General features: G+C 36.8%; 24 protein-coding genes, 2 tRNA genes, 4 other RNA genes and 2 pseudogenes. 10 read left to right on the plus strand and 22 right to left on the minus strand.

Features of this window, described 5'->3' with window-relative positions:
• Positions 1-7 precede the first annotated feature (7 nt).
• Positions 8-1,735 carry an ABC transporter ATP-binding protein gene (locus E2K98_RS19135; protein ID WP_133336924.1) on the plus strand — a complete coding sequence of 576 codons (1,728 nt, stop codon included), beginning with the start codon at positions 8-10 and terminating at the stop codon, positions 1,733-1,735.
• Complete coding sequence (locus E2K98_RS19140) at positions 1,732-3,624, plus strand: ABC transporter ATP-binding protein (protein WP_133336926.1); 1,893 nt, start codon at positions 1,732-1,734, stop codon at positions 3,622-3,624. Before E2K98_RS19135 ends, E2K98_RS19140 begins: the two co-directional genes overlap by 4 nt.
• A gap of 229 nt (positions 3,625-3,853) precedes the next feature.
• On the opposite strand, the gene xerS is transcribed toward E2K98_RS19140, so the two are convergent.
• Complete coding sequence (gene xerS / locus E2K98_RS19145; RefSeq protein WP_133336928.1) at positions 3,854-4,933, minus strand: tyrosine recombinase XerS; 1,080 nt, start codon at positions 4,931-4,933, stop codon at positions 3,854-3,856.
• Positions 4,934-5,448: 515 nt separating this feature from the next.
• Between xerS and E2K98_RS19150 the strand changes: the two genes are divergently transcribed.
• Entirely contained in the window at positions 5,449-6,651 is a 1,203-nt protein-coding gene (locus E2K98_RS19150; protein WP_235824865.1) for an MFS transporter, read from the plus strand.
• A 236-nt stretch (positions 6,652-6,887) separates the two neighbouring features.
• Here E2K98_RS19150 and E2K98_RS19155 read toward each other — a convergent pair whose 3' ends face one another.
• The 10 genes from E2K98_RS19155 to E2K98_RS19205 form a co-directional block, all read right to left on the minus strand.
• Complete coding sequence (locus E2K98_RS19155; RefSeq protein ID WP_133336932.1) at positions 6,888-7,664, minus strand: sulfite exporter TauE/SafE family protein; 777 nt, start codon at positions 7,662-7,664, stop codon at positions 6,888-6,890.
• A 71-nt stretch (positions 7,665-7,735) separates the two neighbouring features.
• On the minus strand, positions 7,736-8,863 hold the full coding sequence (locus tag E2K98_RS19160; RefSeq protein ID WP_133336934.1) for an MBL fold metallo-hydrolase: 1,128 nt from the start codon (positions 8,861-8,863) through the stop codon (positions 7,736-7,738).
• Positions 8,864-8,911: 48 nt separating this feature from the next.
• Entirely contained in the window at positions 8,912-9,307 is a 396-nt protein-coding gene (locus E2K98_RS19165; protein ID WP_133336936.1) for a DsrE/DsrF/DrsH-like family protein, read from the minus strand.
• 36 nt (positions 9,308-9,343) lie between these two features.
• Entirely contained in the window at positions 9,344-9,919 is a 576-nt protein-coding gene (locus tag E2K98_RS19170) for a sulfurtransferase TusA family protein (protein WP_133336938.1), read from the minus strand.
• Positions 9,920-9,969: 50 nt separating this feature from the next.
• The gene (locus E2K98_RS19175) at positions 9,970-10,266 is read right to left on the minus strand and encodes a rhodanese-like domain-containing protein (RefSeq protein ID WP_133336940.1); all 297 of its coding nucleotides are present in this window, start codon (positions 10,264-10,266) and stop codon (positions 9,970-9,972) included.
• Between the two features lie 24 nt (positions 10,267-10,290).
• Complete coding sequence (locus E2K98_RS19180) at positions 10,291-10,653, minus strand: rhodanese-like domain-containing protein (RefSeq protein WP_133336942.1); 363 nt, start codon at positions 10,651-10,653, stop codon at positions 10,291-10,293.
• A 46-nt stretch (positions 10,654-10,699) separates the two neighbouring features.
• Entirely contained in the window at positions 10,700-11,179 is a 480-nt protein-coding gene (locus tag E2K98_RS19185; RefSeq protein WP_133336944.1) for a DsrE/DsrF/DrsH-like family protein, read from the minus strand.
• Positions 11,180-11,233: 54 nt separating this feature from the next.
• Positions 11,234-11,461, minus strand: coding sequence for a sulfurtransferase TusA family protein (locus E2K98_RS19190; RefSeq protein ID WP_133336946.1), 228 nt, complete (start codon positions 11,459-11,461; stop codon positions 11,234-11,236).
• An 80-nt stretch (positions 11,462-11,541) separates the two neighbouring features.
• On the minus strand, positions 11,542-11,805 hold the full coding sequence (locus E2K98_RS19195; protein ID WP_133336948.1) for a metal-sensitive transcriptional regulator: 264 nt from the start codon (positions 11,803-11,805) through the stop codon (positions 11,542-11,544).
• A 550-nt stretch (positions 11,806-12,355) separates the two neighbouring features.
• Positions 12,356-12,739, minus strand: coding sequence for a DUF302 domain-containing protein (locus E2K98_RS19205; protein ID WP_133336951.1), 384 nt, complete (start codon positions 12,737-12,739; stop codon positions 12,356-12,358).
• A gap of 274 nt (positions 12,740-13,013) precedes the next feature.
• Between E2K98_RS19205 and E2K98_RS19210 the strand changes: the two are divergent.
• Positions 13,014-13,240 (plus strand): annotated as a pseudogene (locus E2K98_RS19210) (prolipoprotein diacylglyceryl transferase family protein); the annotation flags it as partial.
• Positions 13,241-13,242: 2 nt separating this feature from the next.
• Positions 13,243-13,653: a YidH family protein gene (locus E2K98_RS19215; protein ID WP_133336955.1), complete on the plus strand. Its 411-nt coding sequence runs from the start codon at positions 13,243-13,245 to the stop codon at positions 13,651-13,653.
• 140 nt (positions 13,654-13,793) lie between these two features.
• Here E2K98_RS19215 and E2K98_RS19220 read toward each other — a convergent pair whose 3' ends face one another.
• The 4 genes from E2K98_RS19220 to spxA form a co-directional block, all read right to left on the minus strand.
• Positions 13,794-14,120 (minus strand): DUF3231 family protein, encoded by a 327-nt coding sequence (locus E2K98_RS19220; protein ID WP_328591985.1) that lies wholly within the window; start codon positions 14,118-14,120, stop codon positions 13,794-13,796.
• A gap of 278 nt (positions 14,121-14,398) precedes the next feature.
• Complete coding sequence (locus tag E2K98_RS19225) at positions 14,399-14,740, minus strand: IDEAL domain-containing protein (RefSeq protein ID WP_133336957.1); 342 nt, start codon at positions 14,738-14,740, stop codon at positions 14,399-14,401.
• 84 nt (positions 14,741-14,824) lie between these two features.
• Positions 14,825-15,238 carry an RrF2 family transcriptional regulator gene (locus E2K98_RS19230; protein ID WP_026572913.1) on the minus strand — a complete coding sequence of 138 codons (414 nt, stop codon included), beginning with the start codon at positions 15,236-15,238 and terminating at the stop codon, positions 14,825-14,827.
• Between the two features lie 111 nt (positions 15,239-15,349).
• Positions 15,350-15,745, minus strand: a complete 396-nt coding sequence (spxA, locus tag E2K98_RS19235) for a transcriptional regulator SpxA (protein WP_026572912.1) — start codon at positions 15,743-15,745, stop codon at positions 15,350-15,352.
• Positions 15,746-15,968: 223 nt separating this feature from the next.
• Here spxA and E2K98_RS19240 point away from each other — a divergent pair.
• Together E2K98_RS19240 and E2K98_RS19245 are read left to right on the plus strand one after the other, a co-directional pair.
• Positions 15,969-16,252, plus strand: a pseudogene (locus tag E2K98_RS19240) (DUF3219 family protein).
• A gap of 18 nt (positions 16,253-16,270) precedes the next feature.
• The gene (locus E2K98_RS19245) at positions 16,271-17,266 is read left to right on the plus strand and encodes an LLM class flavin-dependent oxidoreductase (RefSeq protein ID WP_133336959.1); all 996 of its coding nucleotides are present in this window, start codon (positions 16,271-16,273) and stop codon (positions 17,264-17,266) included.
• A gap of 414 nt (positions 17,267-17,680) precedes the next feature.
• On the opposite strand, the gene E2K98_RS19250 is transcribed toward E2K98_RS19245, so the two are convergent.
• The gene (locus tag E2K98_RS19250) at positions 17,681-18,676 is read right to left on the minus strand and encodes an ABC transporter substrate-binding protein (protein WP_133336961.1); all 996 of its coding nucleotides are present in this window, start codon (positions 18,674-18,676) and stop codon (positions 17,681-17,683) included.
• Positions 18,677-18,783: 107 nt separating this feature from the next.
• Entirely contained in the window at positions 18,784-19,677 is an 894-nt protein-coding gene (locus tag E2K98_RS19255; RefSeq protein WP_133336963.1) for a TauD/TfdA dioxygenase family protein, read from the minus strand.
• Positions 19,678-20,166: 489 nt separating this feature from the next.
• On the opposite strand from E2K98_RS19255, the gene E2K98_RS19260 reads away from it, so the two are divergent.
• On the plus strand, positions 20,167-20,934 hold the full coding sequence (locus tag E2K98_RS19260) for an ABC transporter ATP-binding protein (protein WP_133336965.1): 768 nt from the start codon (positions 20,167-20,169) through the stop codon (positions 20,932-20,934).
• Positions 20,935-20,960: 26 nt separating this feature from the next.
• A complete protein-coding gene (locus E2K98_RS19265; protein ID WP_407921220.1) occupies positions 20,961-21,785 on the plus strand; it encodes an ABC transporter permease in 825 nt (274 codons plus the stop codon).
• 95 nt (positions 21,786-21,880) lie between these two features.
• On the opposite strand, the gene ffs (E2K98_RS19270) is transcribed toward E2K98_RS19265, so the two are convergent.
• The 4 genes from ffs (E2K98_RS19270) to E2K98_RS19285 form a co-directional block, all read right to left on the minus strand.
• An RNA gene (gene ffs, locus E2K98_RS19270) (signal recognition particle sRNA small type) lies at positions 21,881-21,965 on the minus strand.
• A tRNA-Asn gene (locus E2K98_RS19275) sits at positions 21,965-22,036 on the minus strand. The genes ffs (E2K98_RS19270) and E2K98_RS19275 overlap by 1 nt, the downstream gene beginning before the upstream one ends.
• Before the next feature lie 35 nt (positions 22,037-22,071).
• Positions 22,072-22,435, minus strand: a transfer-messenger RNA (tmRNA) gene (ssrA, locus tag E2K98_RS19280).
• 9 nt (positions 22,436-22,444) lie between these two features.
• A tRNA-Ser gene (locus E2K98_RS19285) sits at positions 22,445-22,535 on the minus strand.
• A 264-nt stretch (positions 22,536-22,799) separates the two neighbouring features.
• Between E2K98_RS19285 and rnpB the strand changes: the two genes are divergently transcribed.
• An RNA gene (rnpB, locus tag E2K98_RS19290) (RNase P RNA component class B) lies at positions 22,800-23,183 on the plus strand.
• A 443-nt stretch (positions 23,184-23,626) separates the two neighbouring features.
• Here the strand turns inward: rnpB and ffs (E2K98_RS19295) are convergent.
• Positions 23,627-23,720, minus strand: an RNA gene (gene ffs / locus E2K98_RS19295) — signal recognition particle sRNA small type.
• Positions 23,721-23,724: the final 4 nt, after the last annotated feature.

The raw sequence follows: 23,724 nt of genomic DNA on the forward strand, positions 1-23,724 counted from the left end.
ACCAAACTTGATCAAATTAAGAAAATTTTTAAAACCATTTGGACTATCTGTGTTGGCCGTACTTATATTAGTCCTTTTGCAATCATTATCTGAGCTTTATTTGCCAACCTTGATGTCAGATATAGTGGATAAAGGTGTGGTCACCGGGGATACCCATTATATTTGGAAAATAGGCGGATTTATGCTGCTTGTAGCAGCAGGTGGAATGGTATGCTCCGTCACAGCAAGCTTTTTTTCAGCAAAGGTAGCCTCTGGATTTGGAAAGTCCCTTCGTAGGAAATTATTTGCACATGTAGGGGATTTTTCACTTCATGAGTTTGATAAAATTGGCACCGCCTCACTGATTACTAGAACTACCAATGATATTACGCAGGTTCAACAAGTTTTAGTCATGATGCTTAGAATGATGGTTATGGCCCCAATGATGTGTATTGGCGGACTAATCATGGCATTATCTAAAGATGCAAAGTTAACATTAGTCCTAGCAGTTTCATTACCTATTTTAATCATTGCTATTGTGATCATCGCAAGAAGCGGAATTCCGCTTTTTAAGGCTATGCAGGTAAAATTAGACACGCTGAATCGAGTTCTTCGCGAAAATCTAACTGGAATTCGGGTCATTCGTTCTTTTAACAAGGTAGAGCACGAAAAGAAACGATTTGATACGGCAAACCTTGATTTAACGAATACGGCAATTAAAGTAAATAAAATCATGGCTGCTATGATGCCCATTATGATGATGGTTCTAAACCTTACATCCGTCGCAATCGTATGGTTTGGAGGGATTCGGATCAGCAATGGTCATATGGAAGTCGGGGATATGATGGCTTTTATTCAATATGCTATGCAAATCATGTTTTCATTTATCATGCTGTCGATGATGTTTGTCATGGTTCCGCGTGCATCTGTCTCTGCAGCAAGAATAAATGAAGTCCTTGAAACGATTGCAGATATAAAGGATCCAACGGAAGCTGCGACAACCGATGGTAAAAAAGGACTTGTAGAATTCGAAAATGTTTCCTTTAGTTACCCTGGAGCTGAAATGCCAGCGATTTCCGATATCTCTTTTTCAATGAGACCAGGGGAAGTGACTGCCGTAATTGGTGGAACAGGCTCGGGTAAATCAACGCTTATAAACTTGATTCCTCGTTTTTACGATGTTGACAGTGGAAGAGTCCTTATTGACGGTGTTGATGTCCGCAAAATGAAACAAGAAGAGTTAAGAGAAAAAATTGGCTTTGTTCCGCAAATGGCTGTTCTTTTTACTGGAAGTATTGCCGAAAATATTCGTTTCGGCAAAGAACATGCAACAGATGAAGAAGTACAGCACGCAGCAAAAATTGCCCAAGCGACAGAATTTATTACAAACATGCCAGATGGATACAATTCGGTGATTGCCCAGGGGGGAACAAATGTTTCGGGAGGACAAAAACAGCGTTTATCCATCGCAAGGGCACTTGTTAGAAAACCAGAAATCTATATTTTCGACGATAGCTTCTCCGCTTTGGATTTTAAAACAGACGCGAAGCTTCGTGCTGCATTAAAAGAAGAAACAGTTGAATCAACTGTATTAATTGTTGCACAACGAGTTAGTACCATAATCGATGCAGACCAAATCATTGTTTTAGATAACGGCCAAATTGCCGGAATTGGAAAGCACCGCGAACTTTTGGAAACAAATGAGGTTTATCGTGAGATTGTAATGTCGCAGCTATCTGAGGAGGAAATCGCATGAGCAAAGAGACTCATTCCCAAAGGTCAGGTGGACCCCAAAGGCCAGGTGGACCAGGCGGTGGTGGATTCGGCTTTCGCGGCGGGATGATGCCTGTCCAAAAAGCAAAAGATTTTAAAGGAACCTTAAAAAGACTAGTCAGCTACTTGAAACCACATAAATTCCAACTTTTAGCTGTGCTCATAACCGCTATCATTAGTACGATTTTTTCGATTGTCAGTCCAAAGATTATGGGAAAAGCGACTACACGGCTTTTTGAAGGATTGATGATGAAGCTTAGAGGGGTTCCTGGAGCCAAAATTGATTTTGACTATATAGGAAATATCATCTTGCTTTTAATCGGATTATATATTTTAAGTGCGATTTTCGCCTATATCCAGCAATATATCATGGCAGGTGTCGCTCAAAAGACGGTATACCATTTACGTAAAGAGGTGGAGGAAAAACTCAATCGACTTCCATTGAAATACTTTGATGCTAGGACACACGGAGAAATTCTAAGCCGTGCGGTAAATGATGTCGATAACATAAGCACGACCTTACAGCAAAGTTTAACACAACTAATCACGTCCGTTGTTACCATTATTGGTATTATCGTCATGATGCTTACGATTAGCCCATTAATGACACTTATTGTCGTCGTTACATTACCGCTTAGCTTTGCAGCTACTGCAGGTATAGCAAAAAAATCACAAAAGTTTTTTAAAGGACAGCAAAAAGCACTCGGAGAGCTTAACGGCCATGTGGAAGAAATGTATACAGGCCACAAGGTGGTAAAAGTGTTTGGACGTGAGAAAAAATCAATTGAAAAATTCGATGAAATCAATGAAACCCTTTATCAAACAGGATGGAAGGCTCAATTCGTTTCCGGTATGATTATGCCGCTGATGTCCTTTGTTAGTAATATTGGCTATGTTCTTGTTTCTGTTGCCGGCGGTATATTGGTAACGAAAAGGGCAATTGAAATTGGTGATATTCAAGCGTTTATTCAATATGCAAGACAATTTTCTCAGCCCATCACGCAAACTGCAATGATTGCCAATGTGATCCAATCAACGATTGCCAGTGCAGAACGTGTTTTTGAAATCTTAGATGAAATAGAAGAGGTTCCAGAAGCGGAAAATGCCAAAATGATTTTATCACCAAAAGGGGAAGTAATCTTTGATCATGTTTCCTTCGGATATAACGAAAATGAACCGTTAATTGAGGATATGAATATTGAGGTAAAACCAGGTCAAAGAGTTGCGATTGTCGGACCAACTGGTGCGGGTAAGACGACGTTAATTAATCTATTGATGCGATTCTACGAGATTCAAAACGGTCGGATTTTAATCGATAGTGTAGATATTCGCGACTTAAAACGGGAGCATTTAAGAAGTATGTTTGGCATGGTTTTGCAGGATACATGGCTATTTAATAGTACAATTCGTGATAATATTGGTTATGGAAAAGAGGGGGCAGGAGAGGATGAAATTATCGCGGCATCGGAAGCTGCTTTTGCCGACCATTTTATCCGAACTTTACCAGAGGGCTATGATACGATATTAAATGAAGAAGCCTCTAATATCTCACAAGGACAAAAGCAATTATTGACAATTGCTCGTGCGATATTGGCAGATCCGGCCATTCTCATTCTCGACGAAGCTACTAGTTCTGTGGATACAAGAACAGAGGTACAAATTCAAAAAGCAATGGACCGATTGATGAAAGGGAGGACCAGCTTCATTATTGCTCATCGACTTTCAACCATTCGTGATGCTGATCTGATTTTGGTTATGAATCATGGTACAGTGATTGAAAAAGGAAATCACACTGAACTACTTGAAAAAGGCGGATTTTATGCAGAACTTTATAATAGTCAGTTTGCTGGCGGAAATGCGATGGCAGGGTGATAATAAATCCAGAGCGCTTAGTTGATCTAGGCGCTTTTTTTGTTAATTTTTCGTGGATAGTTCATAGTAGAATTTGAACCGAAAAAAAAGAAATTTTTCTTCTCTGTCTCATTTTCTTAAGTATACTTAGGTATTGAGACAAAGTTTATTTTTTATATAAATTTAACTATAATTATATTATGTAAACTGATAAAAACTAAAAAATGGCTGTTACCCAATTAGTAACAGCCTAATCTTTTGGCATATCCATTTTATCAACAGCGCTTTTTAAATCCTCATTACGAATATGGGTATAAATCATGGTGGTTTGAATTGATGAATGACCCAATTGTCTGCGTAATTTCGGCACATCATTGATTTCTGAATGATATCTGGTAGCAAACGAATGTCGTAATTTATGTACAGATAATGATGGTTTCCCGAATGCTGCAGCATACTTTTCAACCAGTTTTTCAACCGACCTGGCGGTAAGTCTTCTTGATTTTCCTTTTGGACCCATTGGAGCAGAAACAAACAAGGCCTTATTAGTTTTATCCACCTGATACTTTTCAGTCCTTATGGTAAGATACTCCTGCAAATCAGCCATCGCCACCTGACTAAAAAAAACAAATTGTTCCTTATTTCCTTTACGAATCACCCGGGCACAATACTTGCTAAAGTCGATATCATCAAGGTCCAATCCAACCAGCTCAGAAAGACGGAGTCCGGAACCTAGAATTAATGAAATAATCGCTGTATCACGTTGTTGATTCATTTTATAAAAGTTGTAGATTTTCTTATTATCTTTGTTTAATTCGCCAAAACCTTGAGCAACAAACAGCCGAAACTGCTCATATTCATCACCAAGCAAAATTTTACCTTCCATTTTATTTGCCCGCGTTTCCATTGTTTCTTTAATCTCATTAAATTCAATTTTGGCCATTACATTTCGGTTGATATAGGCTTGTAAATCCTGTGTTTCCGCAATATTTTGAAGATAATTGAAAAGCGATTTTAAAGCTGATAATTTACGGTTAACCGTTAATTCTTTGTTATTTAATTGATAATGAAGGAAGTTTAAAAATCCTTCAACTTCCAAAACCGTCAATCTTTCAAGCCGTTCTAACGGGATATCTTTCATGCTGCCGGTCCAAAGCTGTTCACTGATCATCCAATTAAAGAAAATCTTATAATCATGACAGTAATTAAACAAGGATGCGGCCGATAATTTTCTAAGCTTATGATTGATATATTCATCAACATACCAAGGGAGTTCATTCAATAAAGCTTGCAATTTTTGAAAATTTTGTTGTTTTGCCGGATTTACCATAAAAACACCTCACTTCTATATTTTACCTTATATGAATTAATTCGTCAAATTTATATTTTACGTAATAATAAGAACGACAAAACATTAACATCCTTCTTGCTCTAATCGTTTGTCCAGCGACAAGAATCCCCCTACTTGCGAAGTGAATCTCCTTAAAATTAATTCTTGGATGTTTTTAAGTTCATTGGTTTACTTCCCAAGTTACTTGCGTAATAATTGCTTCACCCAAAGTCAATTGATTCTAGACGTTCGGCTAAAGCTTTTTCAATTGTTTTCTGCTGCTTTTTGTTTCTGAGATCATTCATACGAGTAAATTTTTCTTGCTTTGTTTCGCTCACTACCCTGCCAATGCGATACAATAGTTAGTTAATATATCTTATCTTCAAAATTTACCAGTTCCCATTTAATAGAAAATCCTTCTTAAAAATAGATTTAGGACATGACAATTTAATTCAGTTACGCTACTATTAATAATGCAAAAAACAATTAATCTAGTAAAAGAGAAGGTGACATCGTTGGCAACAAACCCACAATTAATAGCGAAGCCGAAAGTTAAAGATCCGCTATTTCGTCGGGCGGTATTTACTTTTAGCGGTTCGCATTTTTTAAATGATCTGGTAACCACAGGGATGGTTCCGGCTTTAGTTGTATTATACAAACATGCTTTTCATCTTAACTATACCCAGTCCACTTTGGTCGTGTTAATGTCCTATTTAACATCCTCTGTTTCGCAGCCACTTTTTGGAATGTTTGCAGATCGCAAGCCTCGGATTTGGCTTTATCCAGCAGGAGTGTTTTGCTCCATCATAGGTCTTGCTTTAACAGGACTTGCACCATCCTTGCCATGGCTTCTCCTGTTTATTTCCATTTCCGGATTAGGTTCTGGTGCCTTTCATCCAGAGGCCTCAAGAGGTACCCATCTTGCTTCAGGTTCTAAAAAAGCACTGGGCCAAGCCATTTTTCAAGTAGGCGGAAATTCAGGGCAGGCTTTTGGTCCACTATTCGTTTCACTTTATATCACACACTCAGGGATTCGTGGACTTCTATGGTTGATTCCCGTTGCATTTTTATCCCTTTTGCTGACCGTACAAATTTTGCCATGGTTAGGTCAAAAATTAGAGTCTGCCAAACTGAATCGAAAAAAGGTATTGAAAGGTACGAACAATATACTTGGGGCAAGTCTGCTCTCCTGTGTCATTATCCTAAGGTCATGGTGCCAAATAGGAGTGGTTGTCTTTTTACCTTTTTATTTGAACAATCTGACCGTTCAACAATCAGAAATTCTAAGCTTTGTCTTTGTCGGTGCAGGTGCACTCGGAACCTTCTTGGGCGGGCTTTGGGCAGATAAAATCGGTATGAAACGTTTACTTGTTATTTCGATGCTGATTGCGACACCTTTTGCCCTGATTTTTCCTTATGTACATGGTGTGTTAGCGGTGATCGACCTGCTCTGTTTTGGGTTTAGTGTTCTTTCCTCCTTCTCTGTCAGCGTCGTTTATATGCAGCAAATGTTGCCTGAGAATATTGGGATGGCCTCAGGGCTTTCAATCGGTTTCGGTGTTGGTGCCGGAGGAATTGGCTCTGTCTTCATGGGAGGGATCTCGGATATTTTTGGAGTTGCGACCGTGTTTACCATTCTTTCCCTTCTTCCGCTCGCTGGTTCTATTATTGCTGCTTTTTTACCGAACGATCGGATCAAATTGAAGCAGCAGGCTTAAGTACTGGTGGCCGATTTCAATACATTTTAGAGATAGAACAGCCTGGCTAAAACAGTCAGGCTGTTTATTGCTTCTTGGAATTCCTATCTATATAAATTTAAAAAATTAACATAATCCGGAGACCATCCTGTTCATCTTGCATTCTTTAAGCACTTATTCTCCATATTTTTATGCTCCTAACCTATATTTATATAGTTGTTAATCGAAACAACAAAAAATCGTTAGCTAAATAGAGCTTATAGTATTTCCAACCATGTTTTGACTGCTGTTGCAAAAATTAAAATCCCCATAATGATTTGTAAAACTTTCGTATTTACTTTTTTCCCAGCATTAGCTCCTATCGGTGAAGCGATTAAACTTGCCACTACCATAATAATCGAAGGAAGGATTGCCACTTGTCCGGTTGAAATTTTTCCAGTAACCGCTCCAATTGATGAAATAAGTGTAATAGCTAAGGATGAAGCAATGGTCATTCTTGTCGGTATCTTTAACACCGTAAGCATAATGGGCACCAAAAGGAATGCACCTCCTGCACCAACGATACCAGCTCCAATCCCAACAATAAAAGCAAATAGTGCAGCAAGCCATTTGTTAAATTTAACTTGATCTAAAGGAATATCATCAATACCCCTTTTCGGAACAAACATCATGATAACTGCAATCAATGCTAAAATTCCATATACTATGTTGATCCCGCTTTCCGGCATATGTGTAGAGCTGAATCCTCCTATAAAGCTGCCAATCAAAATACTTATTCCCATGTAAGCAATTAGCGTTTTATTTAAAAACCCACCTTTACGGTAAGCCATAACACCGCCCATTGTCGCAAAGAAAACTTGGATAGCAGTAATCCCTGAAACTTCATGAGCCGTAAAATGACCTACCCCCAGTAAAACTGGAATGTACAATAACATTGGAAAATTGATGATCGCACCACCAATACCTAACATTCCTGAAATAAATGATCCAACAAATCCAATTAGGAAGATCGTTATGATAAAGCTAATATCCATGGTGTCCTCCTTTTTTAAAAAAGGGAACCTTTACTGGTTCCCTATAATTTATAACTTTTTCAGTCCAAAATTTATCGCACGGCACAGCGGTTTGGTCCAATTTCCATTTCTCGTTGCTGATCAATGTCTGGATTGATTTTACCCATATTCGTTTGACGAATTTCTTGATACGCATTTGGCTGTGGTGGTAAGTTTTCTGTTACCAATTTTCTGAATGCATTTTCGTCGTCGATATTTAGACCATGATTTTCCGCAAATAGTGTTCCTAGTTTTTCTGCCACACTGCCATCATCATTTAACTCATCAATAATCATAAAGTGTGCTGGAAGAACGATAAGCTCTTCAGACAATTCTCTGTAACGTTTATAAAGAGTTTCTCTTAAATCTCCAACCCAGTCTTCCGCCATACCTGCAAGGTCCGGTCTTCCGATCGAATCAATGAATAAAATATCGCCTGATAGCAAGAACTTTTCATCTACTACAAATGAAGTGGAACCAATCGTGTGACCTGGAGAATACAATGCGTGAATTATAATTAGAGTGTTTCCGATTTTTACGTCATTTCCGTCTTCTAATGGTTGGTATTCAAAGGTTACTTCTGTTGCATCTTTAGGCGGCAGCCAATAAGTGGCACCCGTTTTTTCAGCGATTAGACGTCCCCCTGAAATATGGTCCGCATGAAGGTGCGTATCAAAAATGTGTGTAATTTTTGCACCAATGCTTGCGGCAAAATCCAGATAGATTTCGGTCATACGTGTCGCATCAATCAGCGCTGCCTCACCATTTGAAACCACCATGTAAGATAAGCATCCTTTACCGATTCGAACAAATTGATAAATTTCACCGCCATCATTTAGGTCTCCCACTTTAACCGGTTCTAAATGCTCACTCCACGCTTTCATTCCATCTTTAAGGTAAGAGACGGTTAAACCTGCTTCAGAAAGCATTTCAGCTACCATAACGGAAGAACCTTCTTTTGCACAAACCACAAGAACCTGTTTATCAGTAGGGATTTTTTCAATGATTTCTTCTACACCATCAAGCAATTCAAAATAGGGAACATTTAAATACTCAAAGTTTTCTCCTTCGATTTTCCAATCGTTAAAATCACTTTCATTTCGAACATCTAGAATAAATAACTCTTCTTTATTAATTACTTTTTTCGTTACTTCTTTTGAAGTCATTACGTTAACAGCCATCCTATAGTTACCCCCTATGGTATTTATAAAGTTTAAAAAATATGCTAATTAAAAAGTTAATGTAACATCCGCATCTTTGGCGAACTCTAAAAAGGTTACAGCGCCGCCTACTTCAATTCCATCAACAAAGTCTTCTTTTTCTAATCCCATTACATCCATTGTCATTTGACATCCGATAAATTTAACTCCCATTTCTTTCGCCATTTCAGCTAATTCCGGAATGGAAGGCACATTTGCTTTTGCAAAACCATCCGCAAAATGCTCCTTCCCTTCTGGCATTGGAAGTTGTTGCTGAGCTTCTTTATGAATTAAATTTAATCCTTCAAATGTGAAGAATATAGCTACCTCTTGATCAGTTGCTGCTGCAGCAGTTGCGATATTAAATACTTTATAAGCATCGAATAGTCCACCATTACTTGCAATAATTGCTACTTTTTTAGTCATTATTTATTCCTCCTAATTTTATAGTGACAAACATTCTTATTTATTGATACCTGTTGTTGTACCAGTCCACCCGCTCATTCCTGGTACAACATTAATTACGTTAGTAAAACCAATATCCGATAATTTTTGTGCAGCTAGATCGCTGCGGTTTCCTGTGCGACAAACTACAAAAATTTCTTCGTGTTTATTTAATTCATTTATTCTTTCTTCCAATTCAGCTAGTGGAATAGAGATCGCACTTGGAATATGGCTAAAGGCATATTCTGCAGCTTCTCTAACATCGATCATGACGATGTTTTCATTTGCTACAAGTTTTTTCTCAAGTTCTTCATTATTGATCACATTCGGGTGCTTCTTTTCATTAACTTCGTCGTTAGAAGATTTGCGAAGATAATGTTTCAATACTTCGCCTTCTTCAATCGTTCCCAAATATTGATGACCTGTACTTTCAGCCCACGCTTTCATGTCCGCTTTGGATCCTTTATCTGTTGCTAGAACTTCTAACACTTGTCCAGCCCCCAGGTTATTCATTGCTTTTTTTGTTCTAACAATAGGCATCGGACATGCTAATCCTTTGGCATCTAAAATTACGTTTGATTTCAAGTTTTCCATTTGAATATCCTCCTCAATACCTATAAGGGTATTATTTTTCTTAAAAAAATTTATTCAATTTTACCTTCCCAAGCAAGCATTCCACCAGCCATGTTAATCACATTAAATCCATAACTTTCAAGAAATTGCGTGGCACGACCACTTCTGCCTCCTGAACGGCATACCATGATATACTCTTCTGATTTATCTAATTCATGCATGCGAAACTCAACTAATCCTAATGGAATGTTTACAGCACCTGGGATTTTGCCAGCTGCAACTTCGTCCACTTCACGTACATCGATGATATTTAATTTCTTTCCACCGCTTAATAATGTTTCAACTTCATTTGCTGTCATTTGTTTCATTTTAAAGTCCTCCTTCTGTCTTGTTTAAGACCACGTGCTCATGCCGCCCTTGACATTTGTTACTTTTGAGAATCCTAATTTTTTAAGAATTTTACTAGCCTGCCCACTTCTCATACCACTTTGACAAATAACAATAACTTCCTGATCCTTTGAAAGTTCTTTTTCTGCTTTCCCTGCAAGTAGGTTAAGAGGGATATTTTTAAAACCTCTAATATGGTTTCCTTTAAACTCTCCGGGTGTGCGGACATCAACAAATTGTTTATTCTTTTCTTTCAATTCTGCCTTCAATTCTATTGTCGAAATGTTGTTAACACCTTTAGTTGGCAAAAAGCGTTTAATCATAAAGAATAGAATTGCCGCAATAACAAGATAATTTACATATTCCATTTTCGATCCTCCTTGTATGTAGGGGAAATCCCCCTATCAATTAGTTTTATATAAACAGATTTACATTACCTTCCTCTGCATCTGCTAAATACGCAGCAACACCTGCATATTCGATTGATTCTAATAACTCTTCCTGTTTAAGACCTAACAAATCCATTGTCATGGTACATGCTACTAATTTTACATCCTGTTCCTGCGCCATTTCGATTAATTGTGGCAGTGACAATGCGTTATGTTTTTTCATAACATCCTTAATCATTTTAGGACCGAATCCGGCAAAGTTCATTTTTGAAAGACCCATTTTATCCGCGCCTCTTGGCATCATTTTTCCAAACATTTTCTCCATAAATCCTTTTTTCACGGGAACATATTCATTTTTACGAAGGGCATTTAATCCCCAAAATGTATGAAAAATGGTTACTTCATGGTCATAAGCAGCTGCACCATTCGCAATAATATAGGCTGCCATAGCCTTATCGTAATCTCCACTAAATAAAACAATCGTTGTTTTCTTATTTTCTGTCATGTAGTAACCTCCTGATGTTTTATACCTATTAGGGTATTATGCTTGTAAAAAAAATTATCCTTTTTTAATCCAAAACTTTAAAATTCCATTTTCTTCTTCAAATTTTAATAACTCATGACCTCCTGATTTTGCCCAGGCAGACAAATCATTTTTTGCTCCTTTATCTGTTGTATGAATTTCTAAAACTTCACCAGATCCAATTTCATTTATTGCCTTTTTTGTTTTTACAATTGGCATTGGACATGCTAAACCTTTTGCATCTAATACTTTCACAATATTCATTGTTTGTATCCTCCTTTTTTATTACCATTACCCCTACGGGTATAATATTATTAAAAATAAAAGAGGGTGTCAACCCTTTTTTATCGACTTTTTACAAGCAAATTAACAGCTTCTTTTACTAATTCTTCCATACTTTTTTCTCCAGTATCATTAGCTTTTTGAACACACTCCACTAAGTTAGAACTTACTACCACACCAATAGTGCGATCAATAGCCGTTCTTGCAGCAGATAACTGGGTGATGACTTCTTTGCAATCCTTATTTTCTTCCATCATCCTTAGAATTCCTCTTAGCTGCCCTTCAATACGTTTCACTCTATTTTTGACTTGTTCATTGTAATCCATGTTTTTTACCTCCTTCAACTATTAATTTCTATTTTTAATTTATTTTCCTTCAGCAATAGTGTGTTTGGCTTAATAATCGAATATCCAAGTACTTTAAATCCCTTTTTCCTTAAAAAACGTATTCCAATATTTTTTTCAAGTAAACTTGATACAACTAAATGTAAATCACTATCTGGAATTTCAATGTGATTTCTTTTCAGATAGGCAATCGGTAAATTTATTACACCTTCGATTGGTTCCTTAAAAGATTCGTTGTAATCTCTTACATCTATAATCTTATTTTATCCAATTCAAGATCCTTAAAATGAATATTATGAACACCAAACACGGGAAAATATCTTTTAAATGAAAAATATAGTATAACAATTGTACATCCAACTAGAAATGTCACCTAAAACTTCCTTTAACAGTGAAAGGAACAGCATTGACAAGTTATATATTATACCCATAAGGGTATATTGTCAACTGTATTTTTACGTTTTCTTTCCGTTTATTAAAATAGATAAAAATGAGCATATTGGTTGTATGCTCATTTCTTTGCATGCTTTAATTAAATACTGCTATTTATACAACTAATTAGCCGATCTTCAATGTCCTGTGCTAATTGCTTCATCTTTTCATCATTCAGAAGACTAATAAGTGCTGTTGGTTTTGGCATCCCCATTTTCGTTTTTCCATGATCTTCAAAAACAACTATTTTACAAGGCAGGAAGTATCCCGCCATTTCGTTTTCATTTAATACTCTTTGAGCTTCTTGTGGGTTACATACTTCCAACACTTTAAACTCTTTATCAAAGTCTAAACCCTTATCCTGAAGCTTTTCTTTAATATCAAACTTCCATAAAACACCAAAGTTCTCTTGCTTTAGGTTTTCCTCCAGGCTTTGAATTGCTTCTTCCACATTTTTATCTGTAGCAACTGTATAATCAAACATCAACATTTTCCTTCCTGATTTTTATTTTATGTAAATTTTAATCCCCCTTCATTCAAAATTAGTATCTTTTCTATCTCATTAATCCATTCCAAATACCTTCTACCACTTTTTTGTCAAGTATTAACTTTTCTTCATATTCTGTTAAAGCTCTTTATGGATGTTATAATAAATTTTGACTGGAAGTTTTAAAAAATTTAAGGAGGATTTTTTTATTGTGCAAACTAAATTTATCCCTTAAATCTCATTGCTTTTCATTTAAGACCAATAAGCGTACATTCTCTTAATTTCATTAAGAAAGGTTAATTTTCGCCGTGCGAGATGTTCTTTACTTATCCTATCTGGTATTCAATTGGCATGTTCTTTATCGAGGGAATGAGAACTTACAGCTTAATGTTAACAAGTCATTTAAGACTTTCACAGGTGATTTCCATTGTATTATTAATGACTGTTCGCAGAATGAAAGGATTTTCAAAAGATCGATATCTAAATACTGAGGTATAAATATGAATGAAGCACGTAAAAGTTCGATCAATTCAGAAAATATAGAAAAGCAATCTATTGATTCAAAATATATTCAGCAGCATTTGGCAAATGAAAGAACCTATCTTGCATGGATTAGAACAAGTATTACCATCATGGGAGTAGGTTTCTTAATCACTAATCTGCATTTTTCAACGCTTACGATCAAAATAAATATGGCAGATACCTTAGCTAGAGTGATTGGTTTAGCTTCTATTGTCGTTGGAATCATTGCATTAATCATTACAACCATTTCTTATTTTAAAAAAGGAAAGGAAATTAATAATCAAACATTTAGATTTTCAAAATTAATGGTTATTTACCTATCCTTTTCTTTAATCCTTGTTTTTCTTGTATTTGGTCTTTATTATCTGTTTGTCTGGCGACTAATTTAAGCTCCTAACAATAAGCTAAAATAATTTAAAAATAACGTACCAATAGAAAAGTAACGGGTTTACAGTTGAGGTGCAAAACTTAAAATCTCAATAAAAATCGCAGGCAAATCACTAAAATTTTTGAAACAATTCTTTGGATGTCACTTGACATTCAAAAAATAATTTTGAATATCGTTTCGCTCTGAGTTTGTAAACGCCAAGCTATATGCGTTTAACCCATGAATGGTCATAATTTTGGAGTAAAAAAGTAAAAATGAGTCAGTAAACAAACGCGGAGCATCCAGATTCACATCATTCTCTGTAAAACCGATAGGGACTTGGAAATTTGCACTCTTCAGGAATTCGCTAATTTTTGTGATTTGGCTCTCAGATAACTGTAATGAGTATTCTATAATGCGTTTGATCTCACGGTCTTCAACGATTTTAAGAAAATATTTATATACACATATAGCCATGCTATCACCCATATATTGAAGCCAAAGAGCGGAAACTTCTGCAGAGGTTAAGGTGTTTCTTTTTCCTTACTAAAAATCCTCAAAAGAAATACCTCCAATATGGTTATGTTTTATTTGATCCTTTATTTTGTCATTATTTTATGATAACTGTGATAAAGGTATACGGTAAACGTTTTGCTAGACTATAATAGAGGTTAAATATGAATAGCATTTTCCCCGATGGAAAATGCTATTTTACAATGAATTATTAGAACTATTCCGTTTGGTTTAATGAATCAAATATACCGATTTTAATATACTTCATTTACTAGCTGCTTTATTGAGGTTAATTTAGAAGAAAGCTCCAAAAACCATTCCTCATCCCCTGTCGATAAAGCCAGGTCAATAAGAAATCGGATCTGTTCCTTGTTAATCGCTTTAGAAATCGGCAGTTTATTAACCCGCTTCCTTAAAATAGGAATAGTTTTTCCAATCATTTCATTGTTATCACTTGTGACTACTGTTACCTTAACTACTTCTTCCATAATTTCTAGCGACAGTGATTCAATATAACCAATGAATAATTCCCCATCCCGAGCTTTTCCTTTAATCCAATCACCTGTTTTTAAAATTGCCTTATTATTGGATAACATCTATCTCACCTTCTTCAATTATTTTGACAAACTGTAATATTTTTTATTACATTTAAATGAAAAATAAGTCTGCAAGGATGCCACTTATTTTTCTTTATTAATAAGATCTACTATTTCTTTAATGGTGTAGTCCTTAAGATATTCACCCAGATGTACTTCTGCTCCCCAAAAAATACTACATAGGACATTTTGCATATTGGCGCCAACAATACATTTTGCATTTGATTCAGGACATTTAGGCTGCAGGGCGCCTTCAGATGTAATCTTATATATATCCCAAAGATTAATATCACTTAAATCGAGAGCAAAAAGAAAGCCGCCGCCCGTTCCCTCTTTCGATTTTATAAATCCATGTTTTTTTAATAAACTTAGCACTTTACGGATTCGTACCGGGTGAACTCCGGCACTTTCAGAAATAGCATCACTGGTTGACATCCGATCCGGCTGCAGCGCAAGAAAAGTTAAACTATGGATGGCGAGTGTAAAATCACTGTTCATGGTCTGCCTCCTAAGAAACAATCACAACTATTTTTCATTCATTTTCGTACTGTAATACTAATCGTTACAGATTGAATTGTCAAATATTTAATTTTTACTTAATGTTTTAAATCAATTAGCCATTTTTTGCATTTCGTTGTTCAAAAATGTGCGAAGTTTACGAGGCAGAAAACTTCGAATTTCTTCGTCATTATATCCAACCTGTAATCTTTTTTCGTCCATGATAATAGGCCGGCGTAACATTTTAGGGTTCTCAATGATTAATTGATAAAATTCATTAAGCGGGAGAGTTTCAATATTTATATTCAATTCCTGGAAGGTTTTTGAATTTGTTGAAACAATTTCGCTCGTACCCTCTTCTGTCAGACGAAGAATCGATTTAATTTCATCAACTGTAAGTGGCTTAGATAATAAGTTTCTTTCTTCAAAATCAATATGATGTTCCTCAAGCCAAGCTTTTGCTTTTCGGCAAGAAGCACAGCTCGTTGTTGTATACAAAGTCACCATCATTTTTCACGCTCCATTAATTTATTTTTTTTCACGCTACAGGACTATAAAATGTAATAAAAAACTTTACAGTTTAACAACAAAGATTATATAATTTCCTCTCAAGCAACTCATTTGCAAAAGATCTATACTGTAAATTTAATTGTTACAGTTCATTTCGTCAACTGTTATTTTATGGTTTTGGAATTTATTTTTCATACATCTTATTCAGGGGGATGAGTTTTTGATTAAAGAAATAATCTTATATGATACAGTGATCCATGTTGAAAATATAAAGAAGAGACAGAGCACGGTTCACATAAAATTTTCATTGATTTTAAAGTGAATAGTGAGGAATATCATGACATTACAACTCTATTATACAATGGAATCTTTGATGTGAAAGTTCCTGAAAAGGACTTATCGTTTAAAGGAAAGATTCAGCAATATTCTACTTCTATTACAAACCTTTATGAAAAAGGACAAGTTGGAGAGTTTCAATTATCTTTACTTGAAGTGAAGAATTAGGAAAGGTGGCATGATGTGGTGAAATTAAGCATATTAGATCAATCACCGATTTCCTCCAACCAAACCGCGCAAGATGCGTTAATTGAATCGATGAAGCTTGCGCAAGCTGGGGAATCGCTTGGGTATACTCGGTATTGGATTGCCGAACATCATGATTTACCAGGCCTTGCCTGTTCGGCACCTGAAGTGATGCTAAGTTATATTGGAGCACATACGAAAAAGATTAGAATCGGCTCAGGGGCAGTATTATTGCCGCATTATAAACCTTATAAAGTAGCAGAAGTATACAATATGCTGGCTACGTTGTTTCCAAATCGCATCGATATTGGCATTGGCCGTGCACCAGGCGGTTCAGCTGAGGTCACAAATGCTTTATCTGATAACTTCTTACAACAGGTATATAAAATGCCAAACTTAGTAGAAGAATTAATTCATTTTTTCGATCATGATTTTCCTAAAGACCATAAGTACGCAACTGTTGCTGCCGCGCCAATACCAGATACAACCCCAATGCCATGGATTCTTGGCACAAGTAAAAAAAGTGCATTACTTGCCGCAGAAAATGGCTTGTCCTATGCATTTGGTCAATTCATGAGTGAAAATGATGGAGCAGCGATTATTGAACAATATCTGAATGCCTTTCAACCTAGGAAACAAGGTGAGGTTCCGGAAGTATTGCTAACTGTAACTGTGATTTGTGCGGAAACTTCAGAAGAAGCGGAAGAGATTGCCTTGAGTAATCTGATTTGGGCCTTACAAAAAGAAAAAGGTGAAGGACAATATATCCCTTCCATTCAAGAAGCCAAGGAATATGAACTAGATGGGAAAGAAATTGAAAAATTGGCCAAAATGAAACAAAATATGATTATAGGCAATCCAAAGGAGTGTAAAAACAAACTGATTGAGTTACAAGCTAAATATAAAGTGGATGAAATTATGATTGTGACAATTACAGACTCTCCGCGGGACCGGATTGAGTCCTATAAACTAATAGCAGCAGAAGTTCTTTCATGATTTTTAAACGATTTTTTTATTATTTATAATTGATACACACAGCAACTCGAGGTCTCTATTTTCTGACTTCGAGTTGTTTACTAATTCGATTTATTTTTAAATCCTGTTTTGCTTATTTTTCATTAATAAAATCAATATCATATTTAAATGTCCTAAGTATTTCATTTTGGACCTCTAACCTTTTGTCTAGACTAACAATATCCCTTTTGACTTCTTTTAATCCTTGGTCTAATCCAATAATATCCCCTCTTACCTCTTGCAACCCTTGATCTAATCCAAAGTTCTCTATCGGTCATGTCGGAACATCTCCTTTAGATCGATTGTACCCTATGGAATACATTTTGAACGAAAATCGAAAAACGCTAAACTCAAATAAGTTAGAGTTTAGCATTTTTTGTTCATCTTTTATTGGTGTTATTTTTTAAATGCTTTATCAATAAATTCATTGTGGATTTGATCTTTATAATTAAATGATTTTTTGATGTAACCGGCAGCAGCCAAGGTATTAATGGATTCTTGTTGTGCGTTGATAGACTCTTCTGTAAAAAATATCGATGGTTTTTCTGCTGTGATGATCTTATAAATAAGATCCGCTGGAAGTTTTGTTTGAGCAGAATAAATCTTAGATGCTTCATTCGGGTTAGCAATTTGCCAATCAGCAGCTTTTTTGTAAACTCGTAAATATGCTTGAACAAGATCAGGATGTTCTTTCGCAAAATCATTGCGGGCAATGATGGCACCCGGGGCAAATATTTTTTTGTTCACATCAAGAGCGACCGCATTACCATTTTCCACATTATTTAAATAGTAGGGATTCCAGGCGGCCCAAGCATCTAATTTTTTTGATTGAAAGGCTGCTTGGGCATCATCCGGTTGAAGATTAATCAGTTTTACATCATTAATCGTTAAACCATTTGCTTTTAAAGCCTTAATTAAATACACTTGGGCAGTTGTACCAAGTGGAACACCAACCGTTTTCCCCTTTAAATCATTGACGTTCTTGATGTCCCCATTCTTTTGAACTAAAATTCGTACGTTCGATTCTCCCGTACCGGTTTGCCCAATCACCTCGAATGGCAGATTTTTATCAATACCCGCGATTAACGCGCCATCTCCTAAAAACGATAAATCAACACGATTCGATGCAAGCGATTCTAATAGCGGCGGCCCGCTTGTGAATTCACTCCATTTCACTTTCGCATTTAAGGCCTTGAACTCTTCTTCAAACCACCCTTTTTCGCGGGCAATCGCCAATGGTCCCATTTTCCCATTTAACGCAATATTCACCTCTACTGGTTCATTTTTGTTTTGGGCGTTTGTTTTTCCTATGGATGAACTGCATCCTGCTAATAAGAAAATGATAAGAATAGTCAATACAAATCCAAATACATGCTTACGATATTTTTCCATCTCAATTCCTCCTCGTATGTAGCAAACGATGATAAAAAAGAGATTCAGTAAGGTGTGGAGCCCTTACTGGAACCTCCCGTGATTCTTTTTTCAAAAACAGTAGAGTATTATTTCTTAATAATTAATCTGCTTATTTCATTTTCTTGATTAACTGGAACATTTTTTCCAACGGTTACGCGCCGTACCACTCGATGGGAATCTCCATAGTCTGCAACCGCATAGTGTTGGGTGGCCAAGTTATCCCAAATAACCACATCGCCCTCCGCCCATTTCCAGCGGACAGTATTTTCCAAGCGACTCACATAAGAATCAAAGATACTTAATAGTCTTTCAGATTCACTTGTTGAATAGCCTTCTAATTTTCCGGCAAATCCGCCTAGTAACAAATGCTTTTTCCCTGTTTCCGCGTGAACATGAACAACTGGATGTCTTGTTTTAAAAACCGTTGATTCAAAAACAGCACGATATTTCCTTGTAACCTCATTAACCTCACTATCACTCCGTTTGAATTGGGCATAATCATATTCATTTGAATGGATTCCCCACAACGTATCTGCTAATTTTCTCAATCCTTCTGGAAGATCTTCATACGCTGTATTGGTATTGGCCCACACCGTATCTCCGCCAACTTCTGGGATCGTCACCCCTCTTAAGATGGAGTATTTAGGAACTTCTGGGACAAACGTGACATCCGTATGCCAATGGTTCGCTTTTGCCCCTACTTGAGAGTCTAATTCAAAGATATAGTTGGTATTATTTTTCACGGGAACTGTGGGATGAACATATGGCTCTCCTAATAACTTCGCAAATGCTTCCTGATTTCCATCAGTTAAATGATTTTGACCTTTGAAAAATACGACCTTGTATTCATTTAGCGCTTGTTTGATTTCGTTTAAAATACCTGGTTCCAAATCCCCGCTTAGTTGTACACCCTGAATTTCTGCACCAATTCTCCCTGCTACCGGTACTACTTTTATTTGTTTTGCTTGAAGATTTGTCATTATCTTTTCCTCCAAATCAATATTTTGTTAGATTTTTTTTCAAATAAGTACTTTGCTATTCGGTCCAAGCAACATAAAAACGTTTTTACCTTCTTTCATCTCCTCCTATCACTCCATACCTAATTTAACCTAGTGGGATAGTCGGCTTTATAATAAATAAAAAAGAGATCCAACGAAGAGAGTGTTGACACTTCTCTTTGTTGAATCTCTAGTCGCCTAGTGGATTCCTATCACTATGGATTAAATTGGTAAGTCGTTTGTATATGAATGCATCTTAACAGGAAACAAAATAATCTGTCAATTAAAAATTTATTATTCCTATAAATTTAGTTGGTTTTAAAGTGTTGCGTTCAAATAAATTCCATGATAAGGTATTTTGTAAATTAAGTCATTCGCATGAATCGACTAGTCTTCTAGAGATTCAGCAAAAGGACAGAAATGTCTTTTCGCTGAATCTCTTTTTTATTTCAGAAAGGATGGATGATGATAATGGTGTCAGCTGTGAAGATTGACCACGTAAGAAAAACATTTAGGAATGACCAGGAAAGGATTCATGTTTTAGAGGATTTTGATCTCTCCATTAAACAAGGTGAGTTTTTAACCATTATTGGTCCCAGCGGCTGCGGTAAAAGTACCCTATTAAAATTAATTGCCGGGCTGGATTTGGATTTTGAAGGTCAGATTAGGATAGGTGAAAAATTCGTGAATGGTCCTTCTAAGGATCGCGGCTTTATTTTTCAAGAGCATCGATTATTTCCTTGGTTAAATGTAGAACAGAATATCTCAGGAAACCTTTCATTAAAAAATCCAAATATCCGTTCAAAGGTAGACCAATTACTCTCACTTGTTAAACTGAAAGGATTTGAAAAAGCGTATCCACGCCAATTATCTGGAGGAATGTCTCAGCGTGTGGCCATTGCCAGGGCTTTGCTGAGGAATCCTGAAGTCTTATTGTTAGACGAACCTTTTGGGGCACTAGATGCTTTTACCCGCAACCATCTTCAAGAAGCCTTGTTGGAAATATGGAAGGAAAATCAAACCACCATGGTGTTAGTAACCCATGATATTGATGAGGCGGTTTTTTTATCGTCTAAAGTCGTTGTTATGGATGCTAAGCCTGGAAGGATAAAGGGAATCGTTTCGATTGATCTGCCTTATCCAAGAACAAGGACCAATAAGTCATTCCAAGAATATAGAACCGTAATATTGAAATCCCTTGACCACCATGTCAATGAATTAGAAGATTGGAGCATTTAACTCAAAACTTAGAAAGGATGATGGAAATGTCGACACAAACGATTACCCAGAACAAAGCTATTTCGATGAAGAAAAAGAAAGCCAAATTATCAAAAAATACTGCTGTTTGGCGGGGAATATTTCTCCCTATATTAGTAGTGATTTTATGGCAGATTTTAAGTACATTCGGGATCTTGCCAGCACAATTATTTTCGTCACCGTTTTTAATTGTTTCTCGCTTTATTGAACTGGTTCAATCAGGAGAGATGGCAAAGCATTTACAAATCAGCTTAACCCGAGCACTTCTCGGCTTCGTTTTAGGAGGATTTTTCGGTCTATTGATGGGTGTCATCGTGGGAATGAACAAAAAATCGGAGGAATATTTAAACCCGAGTTTTCAAATGCTGCGGACTGTCCCATTGCTTGTGATTACTCCACTTTTTATCATGTGGTTCGGTTTTGGTGAATTATCGAAAATCTTGCTCATTGCTTTAGGTGCCTTTTTTCCTCTCTATTTACAAACCTTTTTAGGCATTCGCAATGTCGATAAAAAACTCTACGAGGTTGCTCGAATCCTAGAATACAGCCGAACCCAGCAAATAACAAAGCTGATGATTCCAGCCTCTTTGCCTAATATCTTACTTGGGATACGCTTAGCTTTAAGTGCGGCTTGGATGTGCTTGGTGGTCGCTGAATTGTTAGGTGCAGATCGAGGGGTGGGTTTCATGATTCAAGATGCACGTTCTTTTATGCAGACTGACACGGTTTTTGTAGGAATCATTATTTTTGCCCTTGCAGGAAAAATATCGGATTCCGTTGTCCGCTTGTTAGAAAATCGTTTACTGAAATGGCAAGATAGTTTTAAAGCTTAACTTACAAACTACGCTTGTAACAATCAAAAAACTACTTTTAGGACAAATAAAAACGCTAAACTCCATATGGGAGTTTAGCGTTATTTTGTTCTGTTTATGTAATAGCCCACACAATTTCACGAATTATGGCTGCTGCGTTCCCGCCCTGACCCGTTCTTAGTGTCTTTGTTGGACTATAACTCCGCAGGTAGGACTCGAACCTACGACCGATCGGTTAACAGCCGATAGCTCTACCACTGAGCTACTGCGGAAAAATGCTATGTTATTTGCTTTTTCAAATAAATTTTAGTGGAAATGACGGGAGTTGAACCCGTGTGCAAAGATCTTGACACTTATACATCTACGAGTGTAGTCAGTAAAATTAGTTATCGCTCACTTCGTTAGCCTACTGACAGGCATGGAAGCAGCTAGTCTGGTTATTCTCTTCCTTTATCCTCAGACGGTGGAATTCGGCGTAGTCCACTTTGAATGAGTCCCTTACCCTGCCACATGGACGATGAAAGGTGGAACCGCTATCGTCTGTTATTAAGCAGCGAAAGCGAAGTTATTATTTTGTTTGCCAGTTATTAGGCTTTATCGTTTTTACGAGGCCGATGCCCTCGACTCGCCATATAAGCTCAAACGATCCCTGTCGATACCAAGACATTCCCATAATAGAATGGCAGAGAAGAAGGGATTTGAACCCTCGCGCCGGTTACTCGACCTACACCCTTAGCAGGGGCGCCTCTTCAGCCTCTTGAGTACTTCTCTGTAAAAAAACCTTTCGCATAAGTTCCGTTAAGAACTTACAAGAGTAACTATATCATCCATCTGAATTGGAAGCTAGCTGTAAATTCTGGTAGTTCAAAAGTCCTGTGCATTTCGATAAATATTGTGGGTATCTTCTATATATAATACGTTTTTAAGTTCGTTATAAACTATGGTTGGAAACAATGGAAAGAACCTACTAACGATTTTTACTATTTATAATGATATAGTAGATATTGTCGCTTTTGAAAAAATGGATAAACATGAAATGGTGAGTAGTCGCGGTTCCTTTTACAGGAGCTGAGGAAAGTCCAGGCTCGCACAGTGCTGAGATGCCTGTAGTGTTCGTGCCATTCGCAAGAGTGGGCAGTCGCACATGTTCGACTGACGGCGGTGAAATCATGCTAAGTCCATCTGGATATGCTGAGAATAACCTGAAAGTGCCACAGTGACGAGACTTTTCTGGAAACGGAAAAGGTGGAACGGGTAAACCCCACGAGCGAGCAACCCAAATTTAGGTAGGGGCATCATCCTGCGGGAAATGAACCTAACGGATGAATCGGTCTTAGATCGATAGTTATATGACTACTACTTCCTGTACGAGGCTTGCTGCCGTTTGCAGTATGGGAGTACAAAACCTGGCTTATAGCCATTTCATGAGCACTTTATCGATTTATAGGAGCACAATAATTGCGGTTTGGACTAGCACATTGTGTTAACATACTTATAGTCCTTGTTATCTTGGTTCCGCAAGAGATTACATAAACTCTTTTACGATACGAAGACCACTTTCTTTGTTTTACTAAAAAGGATTTGGTCTTCATCTGTTTTCTGAAGACCATTTTTCTGTTTTTTCAAAGGGATTCGGCCTTCATCGCCTTTATGAAGACTTTATGAAGACCACTTTCTTTGTTTTTTCGAAGCGATTTGGCCCTCATCGTCTTTATGAAGACCACTTTCCCTGTTTTCTCAAAGGGATTTGGCCTTCATCAACCTTTTAAAGAAACCTTAACTATACAAAAACCCCCTAAGCTGGATTTCATTAGTCCATCTTAAGGGGGTTTACTTTTAGAGGTTTATCGGTTCTTGTGTTCTGATTATGTAATAGTCCACACAATTTCACGAATTATGGCTGCTGCGTTCCCGCCCTGACCCGTTCTTAGTGTCCTTGTTGGACTATTAACAATATAAC

This window comes from Bacillus salipaludis (assembly GCF_004358205.1).